This window comes from Delftia sp. WSY_16 (assembly GCF_043104415.1).
Lineage (GTDB): Bacteria > Pseudomonadota > Gammaproteobacteria > Burkholderiales > Burkholderiaceae_C > Comamonas > Comamonas tsuruhatensis.
The window spans coordinates 196,036-221,671 of sequence record NZ_JBICKS010000030.1 but is presented as its reverse complement, the minus strand read 5'-3'; the positions used below and the strand labels follow the sequence as shown (position 1 = coordinate 221,671).

Sequence of the window (25,636 nt, the reverse complement as noted above, 5' to 3'; positions counted from 1 at the left end):
CCCACGAATGACAGCGATCCAGGAGAGCCCGCGCGCTCCCGTCTCATCGGCCAGGGCCAACCTGAAAATGCTGGTGCGCTACAAGGCCTGGGCCAACGGCCTGACCTTCAAGAGCGTGATGGAGCTGCCCGAAGGCGAGGCCTTGAAGCAGCGCCCCACGAGCTTCGGCAACATGGTGCGCACGCTGAACCACGTCCTTGTGGTGGAGGACATCTTCAGGCACCACCTGCAGGGCCGCAAACATGGCTACACCATGCGCAACACCGACCACACGCCCACGCTGCAGGCGCTGTGGGAATCCGTGCAGGCAATGGACCGCTGGTATGTGGAGTTCGTCGACGCATGCCCGGACGAGGAACTGGCGAAGGTCGTGCACTTCGAGTTCGTGGGCGGCGGGCAGGGCGCCATGACGCGCGAGCAGATCGTGCTGCACGTGGTGAACCACGGCAGCTACCACCGTGGCTTTGTCAGCGACATGATGTACCAGGTGCCCTTCGTGCCGCCGGCCAACGACCTGCCGGTGTTCCTCAGGGACTGCTACCGCGTGGACGAGCCGGCCTGCGGTTGAGGCAGGGCCAGGGCCTGCTGCGCCAGGGCGCCCTGGCGCACGGGCAGCGCAGGCGGCGCGTCGCAGGGCAGGGCCCATCCCTGGCGCAGCGCACCGGCAAAGCCGTCGGCCACGCGCGAGTAGGCGCGGCCGCTGGTCATCACCCGGGGCCGGGCCGACCAGGCGATGCGGGCGCCGCTGGCCGCCAGGCGGTCCACCAGGTCCTGGTCCTCGCCGCAGGTGCGTGCGTCGAACCCGCCGGCCTGGCGGTAGTGCCAGGCTGAGATGCCCAGGTTGGCGCCGTGCACGTGGCGGTGGCCGTCGCGGTCCGTGTAGGTGGTCTCGAAGTGCCGCCGCGCCGTGTCCGCCTGGACGCCGTGGGCCGACCAGTCGGCCACCTGCACCGTGCCGCAGACCACGTCGGCCTGAAGTGCCAGCTGGTCGGCCAGCCAGCTCGGCGAGACGGTGGTGTCGGCGTCCGTGAAGGCCAGCCAGCGGGCGCCCAGCAGCAGCAGGTACTCCGACCCCAGGGCCCGCGCCTTGCCCACGTTGCGCGCGGCAATGGACAACGGGATGGCGGGCCAGCGGCGCACGGCCGATTCGGTGGCGTCCTGGCAGCTGTCCAGCACCACCACGACGGCCACGGTCTCGCCTTGCAGGTCGGCATGGGCGGCCGCGCAAAACACGCTGTCCAGGCAGCGGCCTATGAGGTCTTCCTCGTCATGGGCTGGGATGCACACGCCGATCATCTGTCCGTCCTTTCAGGGGTTTTCTGCCAGATGTCCAGCTGGAAATCCGGTTCGCTGTGGCTCAGCAGCAAGTGCAGCTGCGCATGGGCCGACACGCTGTCATGCAGGGCGCGGGTGCTCTGCAGGTGATCGTGCGCCCCATGCCGCCAGTGGCACATGAGCCAGTGGCCGCCGCCCTGCAGCGAGGCCAGGCACTGGCGGTTGAAATGCGCCAGTGCCGCGTCGTCGAAGTAGTAGGCAAGCTCCGAGACCACGATGAGATCGAAGCCTTGCTGCGGCACCTGGGGCACCTGTGGCCATTGCCAGGGCAGGGGCAGGGCCTGCAGGTCCAGGCGGGCGCGGTCCTGCGGCGCAATCCGCTGCCGGCACAGATCCACGGCCCTGTCCGAGAAGTCGACGGCGCACAGCCGGTCGCAGCGCTGCAGCAGGCGCTGCGTGGCCTCGCCATTGCCGCAGCCGGGCTCGAAGCCGTGGGCATAGCGCTCGCGCGGCAGGGCGGCCAGCAGCAGGTCGCGCTTGCGCCGCTCGTACCAGCGTGATGCGACCTGCCAGGGGTCGGGGTCGGCCTGGTACATCTGCTCGAAGTGCTGCCGGGCGCCGTTCATAGAAACACCACTTCAAACGGACGCAGCAGGCGCTGCGTGGCCCAGGACGGCAGGATGGCGTCGCGGCCCGTGGACGGGTCGGGCAGCAGCTGGCTGCGAAAGCACGACAGGGCCTGGCGCTTGAGCGCCAGCTCCTGCGGCGCCAGCGCAATGGCGGCGGCGCGGTGCCAGGGCACGCGCGTGTCGCCGGGCTCGGCCCAGTGCCAGGCCCAGATCGGCAGCTCGAAGAGCCGGCAGCCCGTGCGCCGGGCTGCCGTGGCGCAGGCCTGGCCCGTGGCCTCGTGGTCCGGGTGACCGTCTTCGCGCCAGGTGCACAGCAGCGCATCCGAGGGCTGCAGCAACGGCTCCAGCCGCTGCAGCAACTGCGCTGCATGCTCGGCGATACGGCCGTCGGGCAGGCCCAGCCGCAGCACCTGCGCCTGCGGCGCAAGCAGGGCCAGGGCCTGGGTGCTCTCCTGCACGCGCTCGCGCACCAGCCGCTGCGGCGGCCACAGCGTCGAGTCGGGGTGGCTGGCTCCGCCATCGGTCACGGAGACGATGAGGCAGGGCATGCCCCGCTCGGCACAGCGGCGCAGCAGGCCGGCGCAGCCCAGGATCTCGTCATCGGGGTGCGGCGCGACGATGACGGCGCGGCGCCGGCCTTCCAGCAGGTCGTCCATGGATACCTGCGCTGGCCGGCGTTGCGCAAACCAGGCCTGCCAGCGCGATTCGGGCGTGCCCCGGCCCTCGATGAGGCGCGGCTTCACAGCATCCATGCCGCGCCTCCCGGTGCCTGCGAGGCCTGTGCCTTCTCGGCCAGCAGGCGGCCCAGCGCGGCCTGGTCGCGCTCGGCATGGCTTTGGCGGATGAAGACGGGCAGGTCGGCCATCAGCTGCGCCAGGCCCCTGTTCTTGCACAGTGGGCCGGGACCGATGGCGCGCGGCACGCGCCGCAGCACCTCTTCGGCGGCGGCTTCCACAGCCAGGCGGGCGCGGTTCACGGCCAGCAGGCAGGGGTCCGAGGGCGTGGCATCGATGCGGGCTGCAGCGTCGCGCAGCAGGCCGGCCGCGCCGGCCAGGGCCACATCCAGCGCGCCCAGGTGGGCCTGGCGGTGCGGGTCCTCGCCTTGACCGACGGCCTGCTGCAGATGGCTGGCGATGCGCGCTGCCGCGCCATGCCAGCAGGCCGCAACGCCCGCGCCGCCATGGTGAAAGCCGGGGCGGCTCAGGTACTGGCCCGGTTCGCCGACCAGCACGCCGGTGGCGCCGTCGAAATGCACGTCGGCGCTGGCGCTGGCGGCCATGCCCACGGCCTGCCAGTGGCTGTCGTCCCTGCGGATGCCGGGCTGGTCCATGGTGACGGCGATCAGGCAGCGCCGGCCGTCGGCCAGCCAGCCGCTGACCAGGGCACGGTCCACCGCGCGCGCGCCCGAACACCAGGGCTTGTGGCCGGACAGCTGCACGGCCATGCCGGCATGTGCCGCAGCATGGGGGGCCGTGGGCGTGGCCTGCACGCGCTCGCCCGGCGGCTCGGCGCACCAGACGGCCCAGCGCAGTCCTTCGGTGCACAGGTCGGCCTGCAGTTCGGACAGGATGGCCAGGGCATCGGTATGGCCTTCATAGAGCTTGGCCAGGCTCAGGCTGTGGGCGGCCACCTCGGCCAGTGCGCGCCAGCGCTGCAGCGTGTGGCCATGGCCCGGCAGCGGCAGGCGGTCGGCGCCCTGCGCCACCAGCAGGGCCAACTGGTCCGCTGGCGACAGGTCCGTGTGGCCGCGCAAGGCCTGCGCCAGCGTGTCGCTGCATGTCCACGCATGGGCGTGCTCGTTGTCGTGCTGGGCCATCGCCGCTTGCCTTCCTTTTGTGTGTCGTGCGCAGCCCGGGAAATGGGGGTGGGGCCGGGCGATGCCATGGTGCCGGGAGGATGAACGCGGCGCCGCAGGAGCAGGAAGGCATTACCTGTCGGAGACCACCGACCGGCAGGCGTCCCGTTCCACGCCGTCGGCAGGGCAGGCGGCCAGCTCCAGGCGCAGCGGTGCCTGCTCCTGCCTGATCGAGGGAACGGGGATGCCGAAGGCTTCCCTTTCCCTGTGCTCCAGCGGCCTGGCCTCTTTCAAGGCAGACAGAAAGGCCTTGCGCCACCAGTGCACGTCCTGCTCGGCGATGCGCTGCAGCAGCCGCTGGTGCCGCTGACGCCTTTCCTGCAGCGGCATCTGCAGGGCCTGCTGCACCACGGCGGCCGTGCCGTGCACGTCGTAGGGATTGACCAGCATCGCCTCCTGCAGCTGCTCGGCCGCGCCGGCAAACCGCGACAGCACCAGCACGCCCGGGTCGGCCGGGTCCTGGGCCGCCACATATTCCTTGGCCACGAGGTTCATGCCGTCGCGCAGCGGCGTGACCAGGCCCACGGCCGCCGCGCGGCACAGGCCCGGAATGCCATCGCGCGGCAGGGTCTGGTGGATGTAGCGCACGGGCATCCAGTCCAGCTCGCCGTAGTCGCCGTTGACGGCGCCGCACAGCGATTCAAGCTCCCGCCGTATGTCGGCATACGCGTCCAGGCCCTCGCGCGTGGGCGAGCCGATCTGGATCAGCGTGGCGCGCCGGCGCTGCTCGGGATGGCGGGCCAGCAGCTCCCGAAAGGCACGCAGGCGCTGGGGCAGGCCCTTGGAGTAGTCCAGCCGGTCTATGCCCAGCAGCAGGCGGCGCTGGGCGTACTCGTGCTTCATGCGCTCGTACATGTCCCGCGAGGCGCCGCCCTGTGCAAGCGCCATGAAACCATCCACATCGATGCCTATGGGGAAGGCTCGGCAGACCAGGCGCTGCCCATGGGCACGCAAGGCGCCATCGCCCAGCGACTGGCCCCCGGCCTCGTCGCAGACATAGCGCTCGAAATGGTGCACGTCCTGGCGGGTCTGCAGGCCCACAAGGTCGTAGGCAAACAGGCAGCGCATCAGCCATGCATGCTCGGGAATGGCCGCCAGCAGGGTCGGCGGGGGCAATGGGATGTGCAGGAAAAAGCCGATGCGCTGGCGGCAGCCCAGGGCGCGCAGCTCGGCCGCCAGCGGGATCAGGTGGTAGTCATGCACCCAGAGGATGTCGTCCTGCGCCAGCAGGGGCAGCAGCCTGCGCGCAAGCAGCTGGTTCACGCGGCGGTAGCCGGCCGCATGGCCCGTGTCGAAGCTCGCCAGGTCCAGCCGTCCGTGAAAGACGGGCCACAGCACGCCGTTGCTGTAGCCCGCGTAGTAGCTGTCATGGTCCGCGCGGTCCAGGTCCACCGTGGCCAGCGTGACGTTGCCTGCCTGGGTGCGGTGCACATGGCCGGCCGGCGCGGCCTGGGCACCGTCGTCGGTGACGGTCCCGCTCCAGCCGAACCACAGGCCGCCCGTCTGCCGCAGCGCATCGCCCATGGCCACGGCAAGGCCCCCGGCTGCGGCCCTGCGCGGATCGGCCACGCGGTTGGAGATCACCACCAGCCGGCTCATGGCAGCACCTCCGCGCAGGTCTGCGCAGCCAGGTGCATGCATGCGGACTTCAGCCAGGCATGCACGGCCTGCGGGCTGCCCAGCCGGTGGCGGGCCCCGCTTGCGCCTTCGCCCACCTTGATCGCCATGCCGCCGTGCGCCTGCACCACGGCAAAGCCGCTCTCGTCCGTGACATCGTCACCGGCAAACACCGGGGTGCGGCCGGCGAACGGCGCTTCGCGCAGGAAGGCCGCAATGGCGTGGCCCTTGTCCACCCCTGCGGGCCTGACCTCCAGCACGCATTTGCCGTGCAGCAGCTCCAGCCCGGGCTGGTGCCGCAGTGCGCGGCCCAACATGTCCAGGCACAGCGCCGCCAGCTCTGGCGCACGCCGGTAGTGCAGTGCGACCGAGGAGCGCTTGCGCTCCACCAGCAGGCGCGGATGATCGGCCGCCAAGGCATTGCACATCTGCAGCACGGTCTCTGGCATGGCCGATGCCTGCATGTGCAGGCGGCCTGCGGCATCCCGCCGCTGCAGGCCGTGCTCGCAGGCGGCGGGCAGATGCAGCGGCGCCAGAAAGCGGTCCAGCATCTCGACCTGCCGACCCGTGACGATGGCCAGCGCACCGCCCAACAGACCCTGCAGCCTGGTCAGCATGGGGATCAGGCCGGGGTCTGGCGCAATGGCGTCCGGGGTCTCGGCCAGTGGCACGAGCGTGCCGTCGAAGTCGAGGAACAGGGCGGATCTGCAGGTGGGGAATGGGGGTGTTTCCATGGAGGCGCCAGGGTATGGGTTGCCGGTTTCGTGGATCGACATCAGGAAAGCGTCTGCTGCCATGGCCTGCTCACCGCTCGGCCTTGATGGAGCCGCGGATGTTGGTGATGGCCAGGCAGAACTGCAGGCTCACCAGCGCCCAGGCCGCCGTGGACCAGCCCCACAGCGCCCACAGCGCATTGCTGAGCATCAGGACCCAGAAGCCCAGGTTGCGCCTTTGCGCAGAACGCGAGCCCACACACCAGGCGCCGGCGATGGAGGCCAGAAAGGCAGGCCACTGGAGCCAGTCGGGAATGTCGGGCATGGGGTTGCTCCTGTATGAAGTGAAGCGCGGGCACCTCAGTTGCCGGGCCGTGCCGGGTCGTCTTCGTCGATGGAGTGGCATTCCTTGCAGGCTCCGCTTTCGTGCGCGCGGGCGGCCAGATTGACGTGGAAGGCCGCCCCTTGCTGCAGCTGCTCCCCGTCCAGAGCCCTTCGATGCCGGTCATGCGGTTGCTGGCAATCTTGTTGGCTGCCAGCAGCTCGTTGTGCTTCAGGTGCAAGCTTCAGGTGCCATCAAGGCTGCTTGCGCACCATCTTCTTGCGCCGTTCGGCATCCAGGCCCGGCGTCTGGCGCATGTCGGTATCGACCTGGCCGGAGGCGAGGTCGTCATGGGCCTGGCGCATCACCGGATCGGGCGCATCGCTGGTAGCGTCCAGGCTCTGGTCGCGCTCGTGCGGAAGGCGCAGGCCCTGTTCGGATGCGTCGGATGCATCGGATTCACCGGGCGCATGGGGCGCCTTGCCGACCTGTCCGGGCAGCTTGGTCTGGCCATCGCCCGACGGCTTCGCCTGTGTGGGTGCAGAGGACTTGGATGCGGATGGGGTCTTGTCTTTCATGGCGTCTTCCTTTCATTCGCGGGCCTGCGCAGGCGGCGCTTGGGCCATGGTCTCTTGGCCCTTTCGCAGCCGCCGTGGGACCACGCCGAAAGCGCAGGAACGAAAAGATGCCACGCGCATGAACGCCGTTCTCAGGCACGCCGATTGCCCTGTGCCGGGGTGCGAAAAATGGCCACAGGCCACTGGCGCGATGTCCGCAAGGCCCGGTCGCCGCGTTCCTACGGCACATGGCCGCAAGCGCGCACGCCGGCGGCGCGCCACGGCGATCACGATAGACATCACTTTCAACTGCCAAGGAGCACATTCCATGACGCAATCGAATCCCGCAAACCGTGACCCGCTGTCCGACGCGCCCGGCGCACATCCCGTGGGCACCGGCATAGGCGCTGCAGGCGGTGCCGTGACCGGCGCTGCATTCGGCGCAATGGGCGGCCCCATCGGTGCTGCCGTGGGCGGTGTGGCCGGTGCCGTGGTCGGCGGGCTGGCCGGCAAGGGCGCGGCCGAAGCCGTCAATCCCACGGTCGAGGACGCCTACTGGCGCGACGCCTACCAGAACGAGCCCTACTACGTGGCCGGCCGCAGCTACGAGGAGTACCGCCCCGCCTACGAGCTGGGCTGGAACGCGGCCGCCGCGCGCCGCGATGCCGATTTCGATGCCTTCGACGCCGAATGGGAGCGCGAATGGACCACGCGCCGTGGCGCCAGCCACCTGGACTGGGATCAGGCCCGGCCCGCAGCGCGCGCAGCCTGGGAGCGCGCAGGCGTTCGCGATGTCCGTGATGACACGGGGACCATCGTGGCACCGGCCTACACCGGCGACATCGACAACGACGATGTAGCCGACGTGCTCAACGACCTGCTCGAATCCTGCCGCGATGGCGAGTACGGCTTTCGCACCTCGGCCGAGAACGCCGACTCGCCGGACCTCAAGACCCTGTTCCTGCGCCACAGCGCCGAGTGCGGCGCCGCCGCGCTGGAGCTGGAGGCCGAGATCCGCAAGCTGGGCCGCGAGCCCGCATCGGGCGGCACGGTGGCCGGCGCGCTGCACCGGGGCTGGGTGTCGGTGAAGACGGCGCTGACCTCGCAGGACGACAAGGCCGTGCTGGAGGAGTGCGAGCGCGGCGAGGATTCCGCCGTGGCCCAGTACCGCAAGGCGCTCAAGCAGCCGTTGCCTCCGGCCATCCGCGTGATGGTGGAGCGCCAGGCCCAGGGCGCGCAGCGCAACCACGACGAAGTGCGCGATCTGCGCGACCGCATGCGCGCGGCCTCCTGACCCGGCACAGGATGCCTGGGGGTTGCTAGCCGCCTACGCCGTACGGCGCAAAGCGGCTGGCGTTCTCATCCACATGCAGCGCCTTTCCCACATAGGGAAAGGCGCGCTGCGTGCACTGGTCGCGCTCGCAGACCTTGCAGCCCATGCCGATGGGCGTGGCCGATTCCGGATCGCCCAGGTCCAGCCCCTTGGCATAGACCAGGCGCGCGGCATGGCGTATGTCGCAGCCCAGGCCGATGGAGAAGGTCTTGCGCGGCGAACCATAGCCGCGCTGACCGTGCGAGACCGAGCGTGCAATCCACAGGTAGCGCCGCCCGTCGGGCATGCTGGCGAGCTGGCGCAGCACCTGGTCGGGCTGGCCGAAGGCCTCGTACACCGTCCACAGCGGGCAGGTGCCGCCGGTGCGGCTGAAGTGGAAATGCGTGGCCGACTGGCGCTTGGAGATATTGCCCGCGCGGTCCACGCGCACAAAGAAGAAGGGCACGCCGGGCGCGCCGGGCCGCTGCAGCGTGCTCAGCCGGTGGCAGACGGTTTCAAAGCCCACGCCAAAGCGCTGGCCCAGCAGGTCGATGTCATAGCGCAGCTGCTCGGCCGATTCCAGGAACAGGTCGTAGGGCAGCAACAGCGCGCCCGCAAAGTAGTTGGCAAGGCCCACGCGGGCGAGCTTGCTTGAGGCCGGGTCGCCCTGGAAGGCGGCGGTGGCGATCAGCCGGTCCAGCGTGTCGCCCATCTCCAGCAAGGCCAGCTGCGTGCCCAGCTGGAAGGCCTGTTGCGCAGGCTCCAGCGCCGAGGACAGCCACAGCGAGCGCGTGGCCGGGTCGAACCGGCGCTGGCTTTGCCGGGAGTCTTCCAGGCGATGCACCTGCACGCCGTGGCGCTGCTGCAGCCGCCGGACCAGCCAGTCCGCCAGATGGCCCGGGTCCGCACGCGCCTCGCCGGCCAGAGCCTGGGCCGCGCGGTCCACTTCATCGAAGTAGTTCTGGTGCGCAAAGAAGAAATCGCGCACGGCCTCGAACGGCATGGTGCGCGCCACCGGCATGTCCGAGCGGTCATCGCCCAGCCTGAGCGACATGCTCTCGATGCGCTCCAGGGCTTCCAGATGGCGGCGGTGCAGCGCCATCACCGCACGTCCCAGGGCGGGCATCTGCGCGGCGACTTCCTGCAGCTCGGGCAGGGCAATGGATTCGGGCGCCTCGGCAAGGGCCTCGCGCAGGCCGGCGACCAGGCGCGCTTCCTCGTCCTCCGAGAACTGCTGGATATCGACGCCCAGCGCGCGGTTGAGCTTGAGCAGCACCGACACCGTCAGCGGCCGCTGGTTCTGCTCCAGCTGGTTCAGGTAGCTGGGCGACAGGCCCAGCGCGTGGGCCAGGGCGATCTGGGACAGGCCGTGCTCCGCGCGCAGTTTGCGCAGCTTGACGCCCATGAACGTCTTCTTCATGGCTGTTTCCTCGGGTGGCTGTTATTCGCAGAATTTGCAAATTCGCGGACTTCGTTTCGCAAGAATTCGCCTTTTCAGCACTATGGCAGGGGCGCTATTTTGCGTAAATTGCGAAACATGACAACACCCACCGGAACCGCCGAGCTGCATGAACTGGTATTGCCCGCGCTGGCCAACCACCACGGCACGCTGTTCGCGGGCCAGGGCCTGCAGCTCATGGCCAAGGCGGCCTTTCTCGCTGCGCGCAGCCTGGCACAGCGCGAGGTCGTGATGGCCGCCGTCACCGGCGTGGACTTCCTGGCGCCCGTGCCCGTGGGCCACGAGATCGTCCTGCGCGGCTGGGTCAGCCGCGTGGGGCGCAGCTCCATGACGGTCTGCGTCACCGCGTCGGCCCAGGCTCCGGGCATTGCCTGCGAGGACGTGCTCAAGGGCCTGTTCGAGATGGTGGCTGTCGACCACAACGGCCTTCCTGCGGCCATTGCCCATTCCTATCTGAACCAGGAGACCCTTCCATGAGTACCACGACCATCGACGCGCCATCTGCGTCCGCATTCAAGCCCAAGAAATCCGTCGCGCTGTCGGGCGTGACCGCCGGCAACACCGCGCTGTGCACCGTGGGCCGCTCGGGCAACGACCTGCACTATCGCGGCTACGACATCCTGGACATTGCCGAGGTCTGCGAGTTCGAGGAAATCGCCCATCTGCTGGTGCACGGCAAGCTGCCCACGCGCCCCGAACTGCAGGCCTACAAGACCAAATTGCAGGCGCTGCGCGGCCTGCCGGCCAGCGTCAGGCAGGCGTTGGAGCAGTTGCCTGCCGGCGCCCATCCGATGGACGTGATGCGCACCGGCGTCTCGGCCCTGGGCTGCGTGCTGCCCGAAAAGGACGACCACAACCTGGCGGGTGCCCGCGACATTGCCGACCGGCTCATGGCCAGCCTGGGCTCCATGCTGCTGTACTGGTACCACTGGAGCAATTCGGGCCGGCGCATCGAGGTGGAGACCGACGACGACTCCATCGGCGGCCACTTCCTGCACCTGCTGCACGGCCACCGGCCGTCCGAAGGCTGGGTGCGCGCCATGCACACCTCGCTCAACCTCTATGCAGAGCATGAGTTCAACGCCTCCACCTTCACGGCGCGCGTGATCGCGGGCACGGGCAGCGATATGTATTCCTCCATCGCGGGCGCCATCGGCGCGCTGCGCGGGCCCAAGCATGGCGGCGCCAACGAGGTGGCCTTCGAGATCCAGAAGCGCTACGACACGCCCGACGAGGCCGAGGCCGACATCCGCCGCCGCGTCGATGCCAAGGAAGTGGTGATCGGCTTCGGCCACCCGGTCTACACCGTCAGCGACCCGCGCAACGTGGTCATCAAGGGCGTGGCCAAGCGCCTGTCCGACGAGGCCGGAACCACCCGCATGTACGACATTGCCGACCGGCTGGAATCGGTGATGTGGGAGGTCAAGAAGATGTTCCCCAACCTGGACTGGTTCAGCGCCGTCAGCTACCACATGATGGGCGTGCCCACGGCCATGTTCACGCCGCTGTTCGTGATCGCGCGCACCAGCGGCTGGGCAGCGCACGTGATCGAGCAGCGCCAGGACAACAAGATCATCCGCCCCAGCGCCAACTACACGGGGCCGGATGACCAGAAGTTCGTGCCCCTCGATGCGCGCGCCTGAGCCGCCGCTGTCCTGAACCTGGCGGGCGGGCTGCAGGCCTGCCCGCATTGCATCCGCCCCATGAACAACGACCACAAGAAACCCCTGCCCGGCACCACGGTGCACTACATCGATGCCCGCGCCGCCGTCGATGCGCTCTCGCCCGGCGCCTGGGCACGCCTGCCCTACACCGCCCGCGTCCACGCCGAGAACCTCGTGCGCCGCGCCGATCCCTCGCAGCTGGACGGCTACCTGCTGCAGCTCATCGAGCGCCGGCGCGACATCGACTTTCCCTGGTACCCCGTGCGCGTGGTCTGCCACGACATCCTGGGCCAGACCGCCCTGGTGGACCTGGCCGGCCTGCGCGACGCCATCGCGGCCGAAGGCGGCGACCCGGCCCAGGTCAACCCCGTCGTGCCCGTGCAGCTCATCGTGGACCACTCGCTGGCCGTGGAGTGCGGCGGCTTCGATCCCGATGCCTTCGTGAAGAACCGCGCCATCGAGGACCGCCGCAACGAGGACCGCTTCCACTTCATCGAGTGGACAAAAAAAGCCTTCGCCAACGTGGACGTGATCCCCGCAGGGAACGGGATCATGCACCAGATCAATCTGGAGAAGATGTCCCCCGTGGTGACAGTGCAGGATGGCCTGGCCTTCCCGGATACCTGTGTCGGCACCGACTCGCACACGCCCCATGTCGATGCCCTGGGCGTGATCGCCGTGGGCGTGGGCGGCCTTGAGGCCGAGAACGTCATGCTGGGCCGCGCCTCCTGGATGCGCATGCCCGAGATCGTGGGCGTGCGCCTCACGGGCCGGCGCCAGGGCGGCATCACCGCCACCGACATCGTGCTGGCCCTGACCGAATTCCTGCGCCAGCAAAAGGTGGTGGGCGCCTATGTGGAATTCTTTGGCGAGGGCGCCGACAGCCTGAGCATCGGCGACCGCGCCACCATCTCCAACATGTGCCCCGAATACGGCGCCACGGCGGCCATGTTCTCCATTGACGACCAGACCCTGGCCTACCTGCGCCTGACCGGCCGCGACGAGGCCCAGGTGCGCCTGGTCGAGGCCTATGCGCGCACCGCAGGTTTCTGGAGCGACAGCCTGGCCGATGCCCAGTACGACCGCGTGCTGCAGTTCGACCTGTCCACCGTGGTGCGCAACATGGCCGGTCCCTCGAATCCGCACCGGCGCCTGCCCACCTCGGCCCTGGCCGAGCGCGGCATTGCCGATGCGGCCAAGCTGCAGGCCGCCCGCGCCCAGGAGCGCCAGGGCCTGATGCCCGATGGGGCCGTCATCATCGCGGCCATCACCAGCTGCACCAACACCAGCAACCCGCGCAATGTCATCGCCGCGGCGCTGCTGGCGCGCAATGCCAATCGCCTGGGTCTCACGCGCAAGCCCTGGGTCAAGTCCTCGCTGGCGCCGGGCTCCAAGGCCGTGGAGCTGTACCTGAAGGAGGCCGGCCTGCTCACCGAGCTGCAGCAACTGGGCTTTGGCATCGTCGCCTTTGCCTGCACCACCTGCAACGGCATGAGCGGCGCGCTGTACCCCAGGATCCAGCAGGAAATCGTCGAGCGCGACCTCTACGCCACGGCCGTGCTCTCGGGCAACCGCAACTTCGACGGGCGCATCCATCCGTATGCCAAACAGGCCTTCCTGGCCTCGCCGCCGCTGGTCGTGGCCTATGCGCTGGCGGGCACCATCCGCTTCGACATCGAGCAGGACGTGCTGGGCGTGGTGGACGGGCGCGAGATCCGCCTCAAGGACCTGTGGCCCGCCGACGAGGAGATCGACGCCATCGTCGAGCAAGCGGTCAAACCTGCGCAATTCCGCGCCGTCTACGACCCCATGTTCGCCATCCGCAAGGACGATGGCGACAAGGCACGGCCCCAGTACGACTGGCGCCCCCAGTCCACCTACATCCGCCGCCCGCCCTACTGGGATACCGAAGGCGTGGGCGCGCTGGCGGCCTTCCCGCGCACGCTGCGCAACATGCGGCCGCTGGCGCTGCTGCCCGACAACATCACCACCGACCACCTGTCGCCCTCCAACGCCATCCTGGCCGACAGCGCGGCGGGCGAATACCTGGCGCGCATGGGCCTGCCCGAGGAAGACTTCAACTCCTACGCCACCCACCGCGGCGATCACCTGACGGCCATGCGCGCCACCTTCGCCAACCCGCAGCTGGTCAACGAGATGGCCGTCATCGATGGCGTGCAGCACAAGGGCTCGCTGGCGCGCATCGAGCCCGAAGGCCGTGTGGTGCGCATGTGGGAGGCCATGGAAACCTACCTGAACCGCCGCCAGCCGCTGATCATCATCGCGGGCGCCGACTACGGCCAGGGCAGCTCGCGCGACTGGGCGGCCAAGGGAGTGCGGCTGGCCGGAGTCGAGGCCGTGGTGGCCGAAGGCTTCGAGCGCATCCACCGCACCAACCTCATCGGCATGGGCGTGCTGCCGCTGCAGTTCCTGCCGGGCACCGACCGCAAGACCCTGGGGCTGGACGGCACGGAGGTCTATGGCGTGGAAGGCGAGCGCACGCCGGGCACCCAACTCACGCTGGTGGTCGAGCGCAGAAACGGCCAGACGCTGCGCGTGCCCGTGACCTGCCGGCTGGACACGGCCGAGGAGGTATCGGTCTACGAGGCCGGCGGGGTGCTGCAGCGGTTTGCGCAGGACTTCCTGGCGCAGGCTCAGGCAGCCTGAGAAGGGGGCGTGCCAGCGGCCAGCGGCTGGCGCGCCAGCTCGATGAAGGCCTGCAGATAGTCGGTCTGCAGGTCCGCCACGCGCGCGCCCAGGAAGATCTGCTTGGCAATGCCCTGGGCGCCCAGGCGCACGGGCACCACGTCCAGCTTGCCCGCGTACTCCTGCACCAGCCAGCGCGGCAGGGCCGCCACGCCCCGGCCGCTGGCCACCATCTGCATCATGATGTCCGTGGTCTCTATGGCCTTCTGGCGGCGCGGCGTGATGCCGGCCGGCATGAGGAACTGGTTGTAGATGTCCAGCCGGTCCATGGGCACGGGATAGGTGATCAGCACCTCGGGCGCGAGCTGGGCGGCCTCCACGAAATCGGCCCCTGCCAGCGCATGCGCGCTGGAGACCACCAGCACCTGCTCGTAGTCGAACACGGGCACGAACTCCAGGCCCGCCTTGAACAGCGGATCGGGCGTGACCAGCAGGTCGATCTCGTAGCCGAACAGCGCGCCGATGCCGCCGAACTGGAATTTCTGCTTCACATCCACATCCACATCGGGCCAGCTCGCCAGATAGGGCGCGACGATCTTGAGCAGCCACTGGTAGCAGGGATGGCACTCCATGCCGATGCGCAGCGCGCCGCGCTCGCCCTGGGCGAACTGGCGCAGCCGCTCCTCGGCCAGGTCCAGCTGGGGCAGCACGCGCTGGGCCACGGCCAGCAGGTACTGGCCGGCTTGCGTCAGGCGCAGGCTGCGGCCTTCGCGCAGCCAGATGTCCGTGCCCAGCTGCTGCTCCAGCTTCTTCATGCTGTGGCTCAGCGCCGACTGCGTCACGCACAGCACGCCGGCCGCCGCCGTCAGCGAGCCCTGTTTTTCGACTTCACGGACGATGGCGAGGTGGGTGCGTTCCAACATTTTGGTGAGAAAAATTCATGGATTTTTGAACTAGAAAAATTTTAGTTCATTGATGCGAATCCATTCCATGGCTGCCTTCATCGATTGAAAGCAGTGCATGACCATCATCACCTCGGTTTCCCATCGGCGCCCGGCGTGCTACGCAGCCGGTGCGCCGGGCTGCAGGGCGCCGTGCAGGAAGGACTGCTCCATCACGGCCGCCACGCTGGCCCGCGCAACACGGCCGCGCCGCTCCGCATCCAGCAGGCCCACGGCCATGGAAAGCCACAGCTCGGTCATCGCCGCGGCCGTGATGTCGATGCGGAACACGCCGGCCTGCTGGCCGCGCAGGAAAAAGGCATCCATGGCCGCCACCCATTCGCTCTCTATCTGGCCGACCACCGAGATGTCGGAGCGCCAGAAATACATCAGGAACAGCAGCAGCGTCTGGTGGTCCTGGCAGTGGGCGGTGAGGCGGCGCAGCGCCTCCAGCGGCGCGTGGCGCTCCAGCTCGGCCGCGTGCATGGCGCGCGACAGGGTGTCGGCCGCATGCCCTATGAGCCGGTCGATGAGCTGGTCGCGCGTGGGGCAGAAGCGGTAGAGCGTGGCCTTGCTGATGCCGATGGCGCGTGCCAGCTCCTGCAGATTGGCCTTGGGATCGTCCAGCAGCGCCAGTGCCAGTGCGCCCAGCAGCTTGCCTTCGTCCTCTTGCTTGGTGCTCGTCATCGCTTGTCATGCCTCCTTGGAAAGTGCATGGATTTTATCTGTTGATGTTTTAAGGCATCAAATGAATCGATGTTGACTCATTTGATTCTGATATGTACCATCGCGGCCTTCGTATCGAACTCAATCAGGTTGTGAACATGAGCATGCGTCTGAACAAGCGACGTGGCCTGCCGCTGGCGGCCCTGGTGCTGGCCGCCCTGGCCGCCCTGGCAGCGGGCTGCGGCCGCAACGAGGCTCCGGCCGCAGCGGGTGACGCGCTGCCCGTGGTGCAGGCCGTCACCGTGCAGCCCGCGCCGCTGGCCCTGTCCAGCGAGCTGCCGGGCCGTATCGAGCCCGTGCGCGTGGCCGAGGTGCGTGCGCGGGTGGCCGGCATCGTGCTGCGCCGCCATTTCGAGGAAGGCGCCGACGTCCGGGCCGGCCAGGTGCTGTTCCAGATCGACCCGGCGCCCCTGCGCGCCGCCCTGTCCCGCGCCCAGGGCCAGCTGGCCAGCGCCGAAGCGGCCCTGATCGAAGCGCGTGCCGTGGTCGGCCGCAACGCGCCGCTGGTGGCCCAGGAGGCGGTCAGCCGCCAGGACTTCGAAGCCATGCAGGCCCGCCTGCAGGCGGCCCAGGCCGCGCGCCAGTCCGCCCAGGCCGAGGTGCAGGCGGCCGCCCTGAACCTGGAATACGCCACGGTCAGGGCGCCTATCGCGGGCCGCATCGGCCGTGCGCTGGTCACCGAGGGCGCCCTGGTGGGCCAGGGCGAGGCCACGCCCATGGCGCTGGTCCAGCAGCTCGACCCGGTCTATGCCGACTTCCAGCAGCCCGTGGCCGAAGCCCAGCGCCTGCGCGCGGCCCTGGCCGAGGGCCGCCTGGCACAGACAGCGGGCAAGGACGGCACGCCGGTCTCCCTGAAGGTGGACGGCACGGGCCTGCAGCGCACGGGGCAACTGCTGTTCTCGGATGTGACGGTGGACCGCGGCACCGGCCAGATGTCGCTGCGCGGGCGCTTCGACAACCGCGACGGCATGCTGCAGCCCGGCATGTATGTGCGCGTGACCGTGGGCCAGGGCGTGGACCCTGCCGCCATCCTGGTGCCGCAGCGGGCCGTGCAGCGCAGCACCGACGGGCAGGCCCACGTGCTGGTGGTGGATGGCCAGGACACGCTGCAGATGCGCCCCGTGCAGACCGCGGCCATGCATGGCGCGCAGTGGCAGATCAGCGCAGGCCTGAAGGGCGGCGAGCGCGTGGTGGTGGGCCGCATGGCGGGCCTGCAGCCCGGGGCGCGGGTTCAGGTCACGGCCCTTTCCGATGCCGCGGCCTCCCCTACGGCGGGGCTGTCCGGCACCTTCTGCGCCTCCGGCAGCTCCGCCACGTCCAGCGACTGAGCCGGCGCCTGCCCAAGGAATAGACCATGTCCAAGTTCTTCATCAACCGCCCCAACTTCGCCTGGGTGGTGGCCATCTTCATCATGCTCGCCGGGCTGCTGGCCATACCGGCGCTGCCCGTCTCCCAGTTTCCCAACGTGGCGCCGCCGCAGATCTCGATCACCGCCAACTATCCGGGCGCCTCCGCCACCACGGTGATGGAGTCGGTGACCAGCGTCATCGAGGAGGAGCTCAACGGCACCAAGGGGCTGCTGTACTTCGACTCCTCCAGCGGCTCCACGGGCCTGGCCGAGATCACGGCCACCTTCGCCCCGGGCACCGAGCCCGCGCTGGCCCAGGTGGAGGTGCAAAACCGCATCAAGAAGGCCGAGGCGCGCCTGCCCGCGTCCGTGATGCAGATGGGCCTGCAGGTCGAGCAGGCCAGCGCCAACTTCCTGATGATCTACTCGCTGACCTACAAGGACGGCAGCGGCGGCAACAGCGAGGTGGCCCTGTCCGACTACGCCGTGCGCAACATCAACAACGAGATCCGTCGCGTGCCCGGCGTGGGCAAGGTGCAGTTCTTCGCAGCCGATGTGGCCATGCGCGTGTGGGTCGATCCGAACAAGCTGCTGGGCTACGGCCTGTCGGTGGCGGACGTGAACGCGGCCATCGCCGCCCAGAACGCGCAGGTGCCGGCCGGCAGCTTTGGCGCCTCGCCCGCAGGGCCCGGCCAGGAGCTGAGCGCCACCATTGCCGTCAAGGGCACGCTGGCCTCGCCCGAGGAGTTCGGCCAGATCGTGCTGCGTGCCAGGGCCGATGGCTCGGCCGTGCGCCTGGCCGATGTGGCGCGGCTGGAGGTCGGCCAGCTGGACTACAGCTTTTCCTCGCGCGAGGACGGCCGCCAGGGCGTGGCCGCCGCCGTGCAGCTGGCGCCCGGGGCCAACGCCATGCAGACGGCCAAGGCCGTCAAGGCGCGCCTGGCCGAGCTGTCGCAGAACTTCCCTGCCGGTATCCAGTACGCCGTGCCCTATGACACCTCGCGCTTCGTGGAAGTGGCCATCGGCAAGGTCATCCAGACCCTGGTGGAGGCCGTGGCGCTGGTGTTCCTGGTGATGTGGCTGTTCCTGCAGAACCTGCGCTACACGCTGATTCCCACCATCGTCGTGCCCGTCTGCCTGGCCGGCACCCTGGGCGTGATGTATGCGCTGGGCTTTTCGGTGAACATGATGACCATGTTCGGCATGGTGCTGGCCATCGGCATCCTGGTGGACGACGCCATCGTGGTGGTGGAGAACGTGGAGCGCCTCATGGCCGAGGAGGGGCTGTCGCCGCTGGCCGCCACGGTCAAGGCCATGCAGCAGGTCTCGGGCGCCATCGTCGGTATCACCCTGGTGCTGGTGGCGGTGTTCCTGCCGCTGGCCTTCATGAGCGGCTCGGTGGGCGTGATCTACCGGCAGTTCTCGCTGTCGCTGGCCGTGTCCATCCTGTTCTCGGGCCTGCTGGCGCTGACCTTCACGCCGGCGCTGTGCGCCACGCTGCTCAAGCCCGTTGCCAAGGGCCACCACGCCGAGCGCAAGGGCTTCTTCGGCTGGTTCAACCGCCGCTTCGCGGCGCTGACCGAGCGCTTCGACCTGCTCAACCAGCGGCTGGTGCGCCGCGCCGGGCGCTGCATGCTGGTGTATGCCGCCATCGTGGCCGGGCTGGGCGTGGCGTACACGCGCATGCCCGAATCCTTCGTGCCCTACGAGGACATGGGCTACTACATCGTCGGCGTGCAGCTGCCGCCGGGCGCTACCACGGAGCGCACCAAGGCCATGGTCAAGGACATGGAGGACTATGTTCAGAGCCGCCCCGCCACGGCCCAGGCCGAGTTCCTGATGGGCTACAGCTTCTCGGGCATGGGGCAGAACGCGGCCCTGGCCTTCGTCACGCTCAAGGACTGGTCGGTGCGCGGCGCCGGGCAGGCATCGTGGGACGAGGTGCAGGCCTTCAACCAGCGCTTTGCCAGCCTGTCCGACGGCACCGTCATGGCCGTGGACCCGCCGCCCATCGACGGCCTGGGCAACTCCGGCGGCTTTGCGCTGCGCCTGCAGGACCGCGCCAGCCTGGGCCGCGAGGCGCTGATCGCCGCGCGCGACCAGCTGCTGGCCAAGGCCAATGCCTCGCCCATCATTGCCTACGCCATGATGGAAAACCTGGAGGATGCGCCCCAGCTGCGGCTGGACATCGACCGGCGCAAGGCGCAGGCCCAGGGCGTGGATTTCAGCGCCATCAACACGGCCCTGTCCACGGCCTACGGCTCGGCCGTGATCAACGAGTTCCCCAACGCGGGCCGCCTGCAGCGCGTGGTGGTGCAGGCCGATGCCCAGGCCCGCGCGCGGCCCGAGGACATCCTGCGCCTGCACGTGCCCAACGCCGCCGGCCAGCAGGTGCCGCTGTCGGCCTTTGCCACGGTGCGCTGGGAAAGCGGGCCGGTGCAGATCTCGCGCTACAACGGCTATCCGGCCTTCCGCATCTCGGGCGATGCCAAGCCGGGCCACACCACGGGCGAGGCCATGGCCGAGCTGGAACGCATCATGGCCGAGATGCCGCGCGGCATAGGCTACGAGTGGACGGCCCTGTCCTTCCAGGAGAAAGCCGCCGGTGCCCAGGCGCCCAAGCTGTTCGCGCTGGCCATCGTGGTGGTGTTCCTGCTGCTGGTGGCCCTGTACGAGAGCTGGAGCATTCCCGCCGCCGTGATGCTGATCGTGCCCATCGGCGCGCTGGGATCGGTGCTGGCCACCTCGGCCGTGGGCCTGTCCAACGACGTGTACTTCAAGGTGGGCCTGATCACCATCATCGGCCTGGCGGCCAAGAACGCCATCCTGATCGTGGAGTTCGCCAGGGACCTGCATGCGCAGGGGCACAGCCTGGCGCAGGCCGCGCTGCAGGCGGCGCGGCTGCGCTTTCGGCCCATCGTCATGACCTCGCTGGCCTTTATCCTGGGCGTGGTGCCGCTGGCGCTGGCCTCGGGCGCGGGCGCCTCCAGCCAGGCCGCCATCGGCTTCGGCGTGATTGGCGGCATGCTGTCGGCCACGCTGCTGGGGGTGGTCTTCGTTCCCGTCTTCTTCGTCTGGGTGCTGTCCCTGTCCCGGCGCAAGGCGCCGGCCGGCACCCCGCCTGCCCTGCAGGCCCCGGCAACCCGCATCGAGTAAGCGCCATGTCCATGCACTTCTTCCCACGCGCCCTGTGTGCGCTGGCCGCCAGCCTGGTGCTGGCGGGCTGCTCCCTCGCCCCGGTCCACCAGCGTCCGCAGGCGCCCATTCCCACGCAATGGCCGCAGCAGGATGCGGCGCCCGTGCTGTCCTCGTCGGCGGCCACGCTGGACTGGAACAGCTTCATCGCCGACCGCCAGCTGCGCCAGCTGGTGGACCTGGCCCAGGCCCACAACCGCGACCTGCGCCAGACCCTGCTCAACGTGGAGGCGGCACGCGCCCTGTACCAGGTGCAGCGCGCCGACCGCCTGCCGGGCGTGGGCCTGCAGGGCGGCGGCACGCGCCAGCGCCTGCCGGGCGACATGAATGCCACGGGCCAGCCGCAGGTGCAGGGCAGCTGGCAGGCCGGCCTGGGGCTGGCCGCCTTCGAGCTGGACCTGTTCGGCCGCGTGCGCAACCTGTCCGAAGCCGCCCTGGGCGAGTACCTGGCCACCGAAGAGGCCGCGCGCGCTGCCCGCATCAGCCTGGGCGCCGAGGTGGTGCAGGCCTACCTGTCCCGCGACGGGGCCCTGCGCCGCCTGCAACTGGCGCAGCGCACGCTGCAAAGCCGTGAATCCTCGCTGCGCCTGACCGCGCAGCGGCGCCAGGCGGGCACGGCCACCGCCCTGGATCACCAGGATGCCCTGGGCCTGGCCGCCCAGGCCCGCGCCGACGTGGAGCGCAGCGAACGCGAGCTGCGCCAGGCCGGCAACGCCCTGCTGCTGCTGACGGGCGTGGAGTATCTGGCGCCGTACCTGGCCGCACAGTCCGCAGGGTCTGCACAGTCGGCAAAGTCGTCCGACGTACCCCTGCTGCTGCAGGACCTGTCGGCCGGCACGCCTTCCGAACTGCTCATCCACCGGCCCGACATCCAGGCGGCCGAGCACCGGCTGCGCGCGCGCAGCGCGGACATTGGTGCGGCGCGCGCGGCCTTCTTCCCGCGCATCTCGCTCACCGGCTTCCTGGGATCGTCCAGCGCCGATCTGTCCGACCTGTTCCGCCCGGGCCAGCGCGCCTGGTCGTTCACTCCCCAGGTCACGCTGCCCCTCTTCGACGGGGGGCGCAACCGCGCCAACCTCGACCTGGCCGTGCTGCGCAAGGACATGGCCGTGGCAGCCTACGAGCAGGCCATCCAGACCGCCTTCCGCGAAGTGGCCGACGCCCTGGCCGCCACCGACACGCTGCGCCGCGAGGAAGCCGCGCGCCTGGCGCTGCGCGACAGCAGCCGCGAAAGCCTGCGGCTGGCGCAGGCCCGTTACCAGGCGGGGGTGGACGACCATCTGCGCTACCTGGACGCACAGCGCAACGCCTTCGCCAATGAAAGCGCCTACATCGATACCGTGACCCAGCGCCAGTTGGCGCTGGCCCAGCTGTTCCGCGTGCTGGGCGGCAGCTGGACGGCGCCGCCGCCTCACAGCGCCCCGAACACCTCCGGCAAGGCCGCATCGCGCGGCATGCCGCCATAGCTCTTGGTGCTGCCCTGGCTGTCGATCACCACGATGCCCGGCGTGCCACGGAAGCCCAGGGACATCATCAGCTTGCGGTGGGCCTCCAGCGCCTTGCGCACGTCGGGGCTGACGCTGAAGGCGGGCGCTATGCCGCCCTGGGCGGACTTCTTCTCGTGCTCCATCAGTGCGGCCGCGCGGTCCGGGGCCTGCAGGATGGCGGCGGCCTTGGCCGGGCTGTCGTCCCGGATCACGCCCACCAGGATGTGGCGCAGCTGCACCTTGCCCGCATCCACCCAGGGGCGTGCGGCCTCCCAGAACTTGTGGCAGTACTTGCAGTTGGGGTCGGTGAAGGTATAGATCACGCGCGGCGCATCGGCCTTGCCGTCGGGCACCCAGGTGGAGGTCTCCAGCTGCGCCTGCACGGTGTCGCCCGCCGGCTTGGCGGCCTGTGCCTTGGCCTGGGGGGCCTGGGCCGTGGCAGGGCCTTCTGCGGCCGTGGCCCATCCCGCCGCCAGAAAGAGGCTGGCAGCCATGCCTGCAAAAAGGACGGTGCGTTGAAGATGCATGGGAACTCCTTGAAACGATTGAATGAATGAGGGGGCGGCGCTGCGCGACAAGGGTGCAACGCCTGGTGCTGTGGCAACAGCGGCGGACGGTGTGAGTCGGAGTGCATCCGCCGCGTTCCATCGGTCCAGGAAATCGCTTGCGGCAATCTCGCACACGACGGCCGACCGGCCACACGCCGTTGCCGCCGCGTTGCAGCCCATGGGCTTCGCACGCCGCTGATTGTCATTGACACCCTTGCAGATGCTGCGCATCGGTGCTGGGCAGTCGTCATTGCAGACAGCCAGGGCGAGTGGGGCCGGTCCCGCCTCCGTGCTCAGGGCGCAGCGGCAATCTCGGTCTGGCCATCGGGCCCGGCCACCAGAGTGACGGGCAGGATCTGGGCCAGCATGCGTGCGAACTCGGCGGGGCGGCTGGTCTGGTAGGTGCCGCCAATGCGCAGAGCCGCCACGGCCGGGTCGTGCACCACCAGGCCGGTCGGCCCGTAGCGCTCCAGTTCCACCAGGGCGTCGGCCAGGGGCGTGTTCTCGAAGCGGATCAGTCCCTTGCGCCACAGCGCAATGCTGCCGGGCGCCACAGCCGACACCGGACCGAGCACGCCTGCAGGCGACACGCTCAGGGCCTGGCCAGCGACCAGGTCGGCAGGCGTTGCCGCGCCTTGCGCACCGGCCACGCGCACATGGCCTTCCTGCACGGCCACCTGGGCGCTGCCCGCCTCCATGCCCGTGGCGCGATAGCGCACGGAAAACCGCGTGCCGCCCACGGTGACGCGCGCCGGGCCGGCCAGCACATGAAAGGGCCTGGCACTGTCGGGTGCCACGGCGAACAGGATCTGCCCTTGCGTGATGCGCACCTCGCGCCGGTCGCGGTACAGAGTTACCTGCGCCTGGGTATCGGCATCCAGGGACAGTGCGGTGCCATCCGGCAAGGTGATGGTCTTGGCCTGGCCGCGTGGGGTCAGGTGGCTGCTGGTGAAGGTGGGCTGCTGCTGCCACTGGTGCCAGCCCACGCCCACGGCCAGGACCAGGGCAAGGGCAAGGGCCACCGTGCAGCACAGGGCCGCCAGGGCAGGTCGCGGCAGCAGGCGGGACCAGATCCAGCCTTGGCGCTCTTCGGAGGACGGGCGCTGCGAGGCCGGTTCCGGGTGTGCGTGAGGCGCCGACTGCGAGCGCCGGCGTGCCTGCTCCGCGCGCAGGCGCGCCACCTGTTCGGGGGGAATGGACCGCGCTGCCGCCAGGCTCTGGCCCAGGTGGCGCAAGGCGGCCTCGTGCGCCGTGCTGGCCGCCAGCCATTCGGTGAATTCGGCTTCTTCCTCGGCGGTCAGGCCTTGCTCCATGCGCGTGTGCCAGTCGGCCGCAGCGAGGTCGATGGGGTTTTGCCCGCGGAAGAACTCTTCCAGTTCGCGCACCTGCGCAGCCTTGTCCAGGGGCGCGGTGCAGGAGCGGTGGCGGCGCATGCGTGCGGCTTGCCGGCTTCAGAAGCTGGTCCAGTCCTGCGATTCGGCGGACGGCTTGGCCGCAGCCAGGCGTGCAGGGCTTGCAGGGCTTGCAGGGCTTGCAGGGCTTGCAGGGCGCGCGCCAGCTGCGGGTCGTGCCGGTGCCGGCCTGGCCGGCGCCAGCGCAGATGCCGTGGCCGCGCGCGTGGGCACGGACGCCGGCAGCGGCGCCTGCAAACGCGGCTGTTGCGCCGCGCGACCCTGGTCGCCCAGGCGGAAGATGGCCACGGCCTGCACCAGGCGCTGGGCCTGGGACTTGAGGCTGGAGGCCGCCGCCGCGCTTTCTTCCACCAGCGAGGCGTTTTGCTGCGTGACCTGGTCCATCTGGCTCATGGCCTGTCCGACCTGGGCCACGCCGGCGCTTTGCTCGTCGCTGGCATTGCTGATCTCGCCCATGAGGTCGGTCACGCGCTGTATGGATTGCAGCACCTCGGCCATGGTGGCGCCGGCCTGGTCGGCCAGCTCCGCGCCCTGGCTGACGCGCGTGGCGCTGTCAGTGATGAGCTGCTTGATCTCGCGGGCGGCCTGCGCGCTGCGCTGGGCCAGGGTGCGGACCTCGGCGGCCACCACGGCAAAGCCCTTGCCCTGTTCACCGGCGCGAGCGGCTTCGACAGCGGCATTGAGGGCGAGGATGTTGGTCTGGAAGGCGATGGAGTCGATCACGCCCACGATGTCGCCGATCTGGCGCGAGCTGGCATGGATGTCCTGCATGGCGCCGACGACTTCCTGCACCACGGTGCCGCCCTTGACCGCCACCTGGCTGGCGCCGAGCGCGAGCTGGTTGACCTGGCGCGCGTTGTCCGCGTTCTGCTGCACGGTGGAGGACAGCTCGTCCATGGAGGCCGCCGTCTGCTGCAGCGCGCTGGCCTGCTGCTCGGTGCGGCGGCTCAGGTCGGCATTGCCCTTGGCGATCTGCTCGCTGGCCACGGCCACGCTGTCGGCGTTGTTGCGCACGTCGCTGACCACGCTGGCCAGGCTCTGGTGCATGGCGTTGAGCGAGGCCTGCACGCTGCCGGCGGGCGCTTCGCTGCGCAGCAGTCCGGGGTCGAGGTTGCCGTCGGCTATCTGGCGGGCGACCTCGCCCAGCTGGGCCGGCTCGGCGCCCAGCGCGCGTGTCAGGCCGCGTGCGATCAGCCGGCCCATGAGCAGGGCCAGCACGAAGGCGACCGCGCTCATGCCGATCTGCATGTTGCGTTGCTGCACATAGGACTGCGTGGCCTGCTCCACCATGTCCTGGGCGTGCTGGCGCGTGAGCCGGCTGTACTCGTCGGTGGCCGCGATCAGCTGGGCCAGCAGCGGCCGGCACTCGCTGTTCATCTTGGCAATGGCCTCGTCGCGTTGCTGGCGCAGCGCCAGCGCGACGATGTCCAGCGCCACCGGGCCGTAGCGCTGCTCTATCTGGTCGATGCGGGCGACCAGGGCGCGTGCCTCCTCACCCACCCCGGGCGCGGCCACCAGGGCCTTGAGCTGGTCCAGCCGGGTCTTGACCTCGGCATGGGCGGCGTACACGGCCGCTTTTTCCAGCTCCAGGTCGGCCGGCGTGTTCACCAGCACCAGGTTGCGCGCCGCGATGGCACGGCTGTCCACGGCTGCGCGCACCTGTTCGGCCAGTTGGGCACGGGCGTTCACGCCATCGACGAACCGGGTCAGGTTGCGGTTGGCATCGTCCAGCGCCTGCAGAGCGGATACGGAAACCAGCGCGACCAGCAGAGCCAGGGCGGTGAAGGCGGCGTAGAGCTTGGTCTTGACGGTCCAGGTGCGGAGATTCATGGCGCTTTCCAGGTAGATGGTGCAAGTATCAGTTTTTATCAAAGAATAAGTGATTAATTTGATAAAAGCCCTTTGAAAATTGTTAAATTTCCATGAGAAG

General features: G+C 69.5%; 22 protein-coding genes. 8 read left to right on the top strand and 14 right to left on the bottom strand.

The genetic code is table 11. The features are described from left to right. The first annotated feature begins 7 nt into the window (after positions 1–7). Positions 8–568 carry a DinB family protein gene (locus ACF8O7_RS16465; RefSeq protein WP_016448419.1) on the top strand — a complete coding sequence of 187 codons (561 nt, stop codon included), beginning with the start codon at positions 8–10 and terminating at the stop codon, positions 566–568. Here ACF8O7_RS16465 and ACF8O7_RS16460 read toward each other — a convergent pair. The 8 genes from ACF8O7_RS16460 to ACF8O7_RS16425 form a co-directional block, all read right to left on the bottom strand. Then, positions 538–1,296 (bottom strand): glycosyltransferase, encoded by a 759-nt coding sequence (locus tag ACF8O7_RS16460; protein ID WP_392443863.1) that lies wholly within the window; start codon positions 1,294–1,296, stop codon positions 538–540. The two genes, ACF8O7_RS16465 and ACF8O7_RS16460, sit on opposite strands and share 31 nt — an antisense overlap. Then, entirely contained in the window at positions 1,293–1,901 is a 609-nt protein-coding gene (locus tag ACF8O7_RS16455; RefSeq protein ID WP_017407111.1) for a class I SAM-dependent methyltransferase, read from the bottom strand. The genes ACF8O7_RS16460 and ACF8O7_RS16455 overlap by 4 nt, the downstream gene beginning before the upstream one ends. Next, positions 1,898–2,656, bottom strand: coding sequence for a PIG-L deacetylase family protein (locus ACF8O7_RS16450; RefSeq protein ID WP_392443860.1), 759 nt, complete (start codon positions 2,654–2,656; stop codon positions 1,898–1,900). The genes ACF8O7_RS16455 and ACF8O7_RS16450 overlap by 4 nt, the downstream gene beginning before the upstream one ends. Continuing rightward, complete coding sequence (locus tag ACF8O7_RS16445; RefSeq protein WP_392443858.1) at positions 2,644–3,720, bottom strand: acyl-CoA dehydrogenase; 1,077 nt, start codon at positions 3,718–3,720, stop codon at positions 2,644–2,646. Before ACF8O7_RS16445 ends, ACF8O7_RS16450 begins: the two co-directional genes overlap by 13 nt. 111 nt (positions 3,721–3,831) lie before the next feature. After that, complete coding sequence (locus ACF8O7_RS16440) at positions 3,832–5,358, bottom strand: trehalose-6-phosphate synthase (RefSeq protein ID WP_392443857.1); 1,527 nt, start codon at positions 5,356–5,358, stop codon at positions 3,832–3,834. After that, positions 5,355–6,173 carry a trehalose-phosphatase gene (gene otsB / locus ACF8O7_RS16435; RefSeq protein ID WP_016448413.1) on the bottom strand — a complete coding sequence of 273 codons (819 nt, stop codon included), beginning with the start codon at positions 6,171–6,173 and terminating at the stop codon, positions 5,355–5,357. Before otsB ends, ACF8O7_RS16440 begins: the two co-directional genes overlap by 4 nt. Positions 6,174–6,180: 7 nt before the next feature. Further along, positions 6,181–6,414: a hypothetical protein gene (locus ACF8O7_RS16430; protein ID WP_016448412.1), complete on the bottom strand. Its 234-nt coding sequence runs from the start codon at positions 6,412–6,414 to the stop codon at positions 6,181–6,183. A gap of 251 nt (positions 6,415–6,665) precedes the next feature. Then, a complete protein-coding gene (locus ACF8O7_RS16425; protein ID WP_016448411.1) occupies positions 6,666–6,989 on the bottom strand; it encodes a hypothetical protein in 324 nt (107 codons plus the stop codon). A gap of 307 nt (positions 6,990–7,296) precedes the next feature. Here ACF8O7_RS16425 and ACF8O7_RS16420 point away from each other — a divergent pair, with 307 nt between their 5' ends. Then, positions 7,297–8,262 (top strand): PA2169 family four-helix-bundle protein, encoded by a 966-nt coding sequence (locus ACF8O7_RS16420; RefSeq protein ID WP_016448410.1) that lies wholly within the window; start codon positions 7,297–7,299, stop codon positions 8,260–8,262. A gap of 25 nt (positions 8,263–8,287) precedes the next feature. Here ACF8O7_RS16420 and ACF8O7_RS16415 read toward each other — a convergent pair whose 3' ends face one another. Continuing rightward, on the bottom strand, positions 8,288–9,700 hold the full coding sequence (locus ACF8O7_RS16415; RefSeq protein WP_016448409.1) for a short-chain fatty acyl-CoA regulator family protein: 1,413 nt from the start codon (positions 9,698–9,700) through the stop codon (positions 8,288–8,290). A 117-nt stretch (positions 9,701–9,817) separates the two neighbouring features. Between ACF8O7_RS16415 and ACF8O7_RS16410 the strand changes: the two genes are divergently transcribed. The 3 genes from ACF8O7_RS16410 to acnD are packed head-to-tail and all read left to right on the top strand — an operon-like array spanning position 9,818 to position 14,070. Further along, entirely contained in the window at positions 9,818–10,216 is a 399-nt protein-coding gene (locus ACF8O7_RS16410) for an acyl-CoA thioesterase (protein ID WP_074922441.1), read from the top strand. Beyond that, entirely contained in the window at positions 10,213–11,382 is a 1,170-nt protein-coding gene (gene prpC, locus ACF8O7_RS16405; protein WP_133073241.1) for a 2-methylcitrate synthase, read from the top strand. Before ACF8O7_RS16410 ends, prpC begins: the two co-directional genes overlap by 4 nt. A 60-nt stretch (positions 11,383–11,442) precedes the next feature. Then, a complete protein-coding gene (gene acnD, locus ACF8O7_RS16400) occupies positions 11,443–14,070 on the top strand; it encodes a Fe/S-dependent 2-methylisocitrate dehydratase AcnD (RefSeq protein ID WP_392443855.1) in 2,628 nt (875 codons plus the stop codon). Here the strand turns inward: acnD and ACF8O7_RS16395 are convergent. Further along, on the bottom strand, positions 14,058–14,972 hold the full coding sequence (locus ACF8O7_RS16395) for a LysR family transcriptional regulator (protein WP_017407102.1): 915 nt from the start codon (positions 14,970–14,972) through the stop codon (positions 14,058–14,060). The two genes, acnD and ACF8O7_RS16395, sit on opposite strands and share 13 nt — an antisense overlap. A gap of 138 nt (positions 14,973–15,110) precedes the next feature. After that, on the bottom strand, positions 15,111–15,677 hold the full coding sequence (locus tag ACF8O7_RS16390) for a TetR/AcrR family transcriptional regulator (protein WP_034397250.1): 567 nt from the start codon (positions 15,675–15,677) through the stop codon (positions 15,111–15,113). Between the two features lie 137 nt (positions 15,678–15,814). On the opposite strand from ACF8O7_RS16390, the gene ACF8O7_RS16385 reads away from it, so the two are divergent. Genes ACF8O7_RS16385 through ACF8O7_RS16375 form a run of 3 tightly spaced genes read left to right on the top strand, consistent with a single transcriptional unit; the run spans position 15,815 to position 21,725 of the window. Beyond that, a complete protein-coding gene (locus ACF8O7_RS16385; protein WP_392443853.1) occupies positions 15,815–17,044 on the top strand; it encodes an efflux RND transporter periplasmic adaptor subunit in 1,230 nt (409 codons plus the stop codon). 26 nt (positions 17,045–17,070) lie between these two features. Further along, complete coding sequence (locus ACF8O7_RS16380) at positions 17,071–20,220, top strand: multidrug efflux RND transporter permease subunit (RefSeq protein ID WP_392443851.1); 3,150 nt, start codon at positions 17,071–17,073, stop codon at positions 20,218–20,220. A 5-nt stretch (positions 20,221–20,225) separates the two neighbouring features. Next, positions 20,226–21,725, top strand: coding sequence for an efflux transporter outer membrane subunit (locus ACF8O7_RS16375; protein WP_392443849.1), 1,500 nt, complete (start codon positions 20,226–20,228; stop codon positions 21,723–21,725). On the opposite strand, the gene dsbG is transcribed toward ACF8O7_RS16375, so the two are convergent. The 3 genes from dsbG to ACF8O7_RS16360 all read right to left on the bottom strand — a co-directional run bounded on the left by dsbG (position 21,671) and on the right by ACF8O7_RS16360 (position 25,536). Beyond that, a complete protein-coding gene (gene dsbG, locus ACF8O7_RS16370; protein WP_313284074.1) occupies positions 21,671–22,273 on the bottom strand; it encodes a thiol:disulfide interchange protein DsbG in 603 nt (200 codons plus the stop codon). The genes ACF8O7_RS16375 and dsbG overlap by 55 nt on opposite strands. 314 nt (positions 22,274–22,587) lie before the next feature. Beyond that, positions 22,588–23,727 (bottom strand): FecR family protein, encoded by a 1,140-nt coding sequence (locus tag ACF8O7_RS16365; RefSeq protein WP_392443846.1) that lies wholly within the window; start codon positions 23,725–23,727, stop codon positions 22,588–22,590. Between the two features lie 18 nt (positions 23,728–23,745). Further along, positions 23,746–25,536, bottom strand: a complete 1,791-nt coding sequence (locus tag ACF8O7_RS16360) for a methyl-accepting chemotaxis protein (protein WP_392443845.1) — start codon at positions 25,534–25,536, stop codon at positions 23,746–23,748. Between the last annotated feature and the right edge of the window lie 100 nt (positions 25,537–25,636).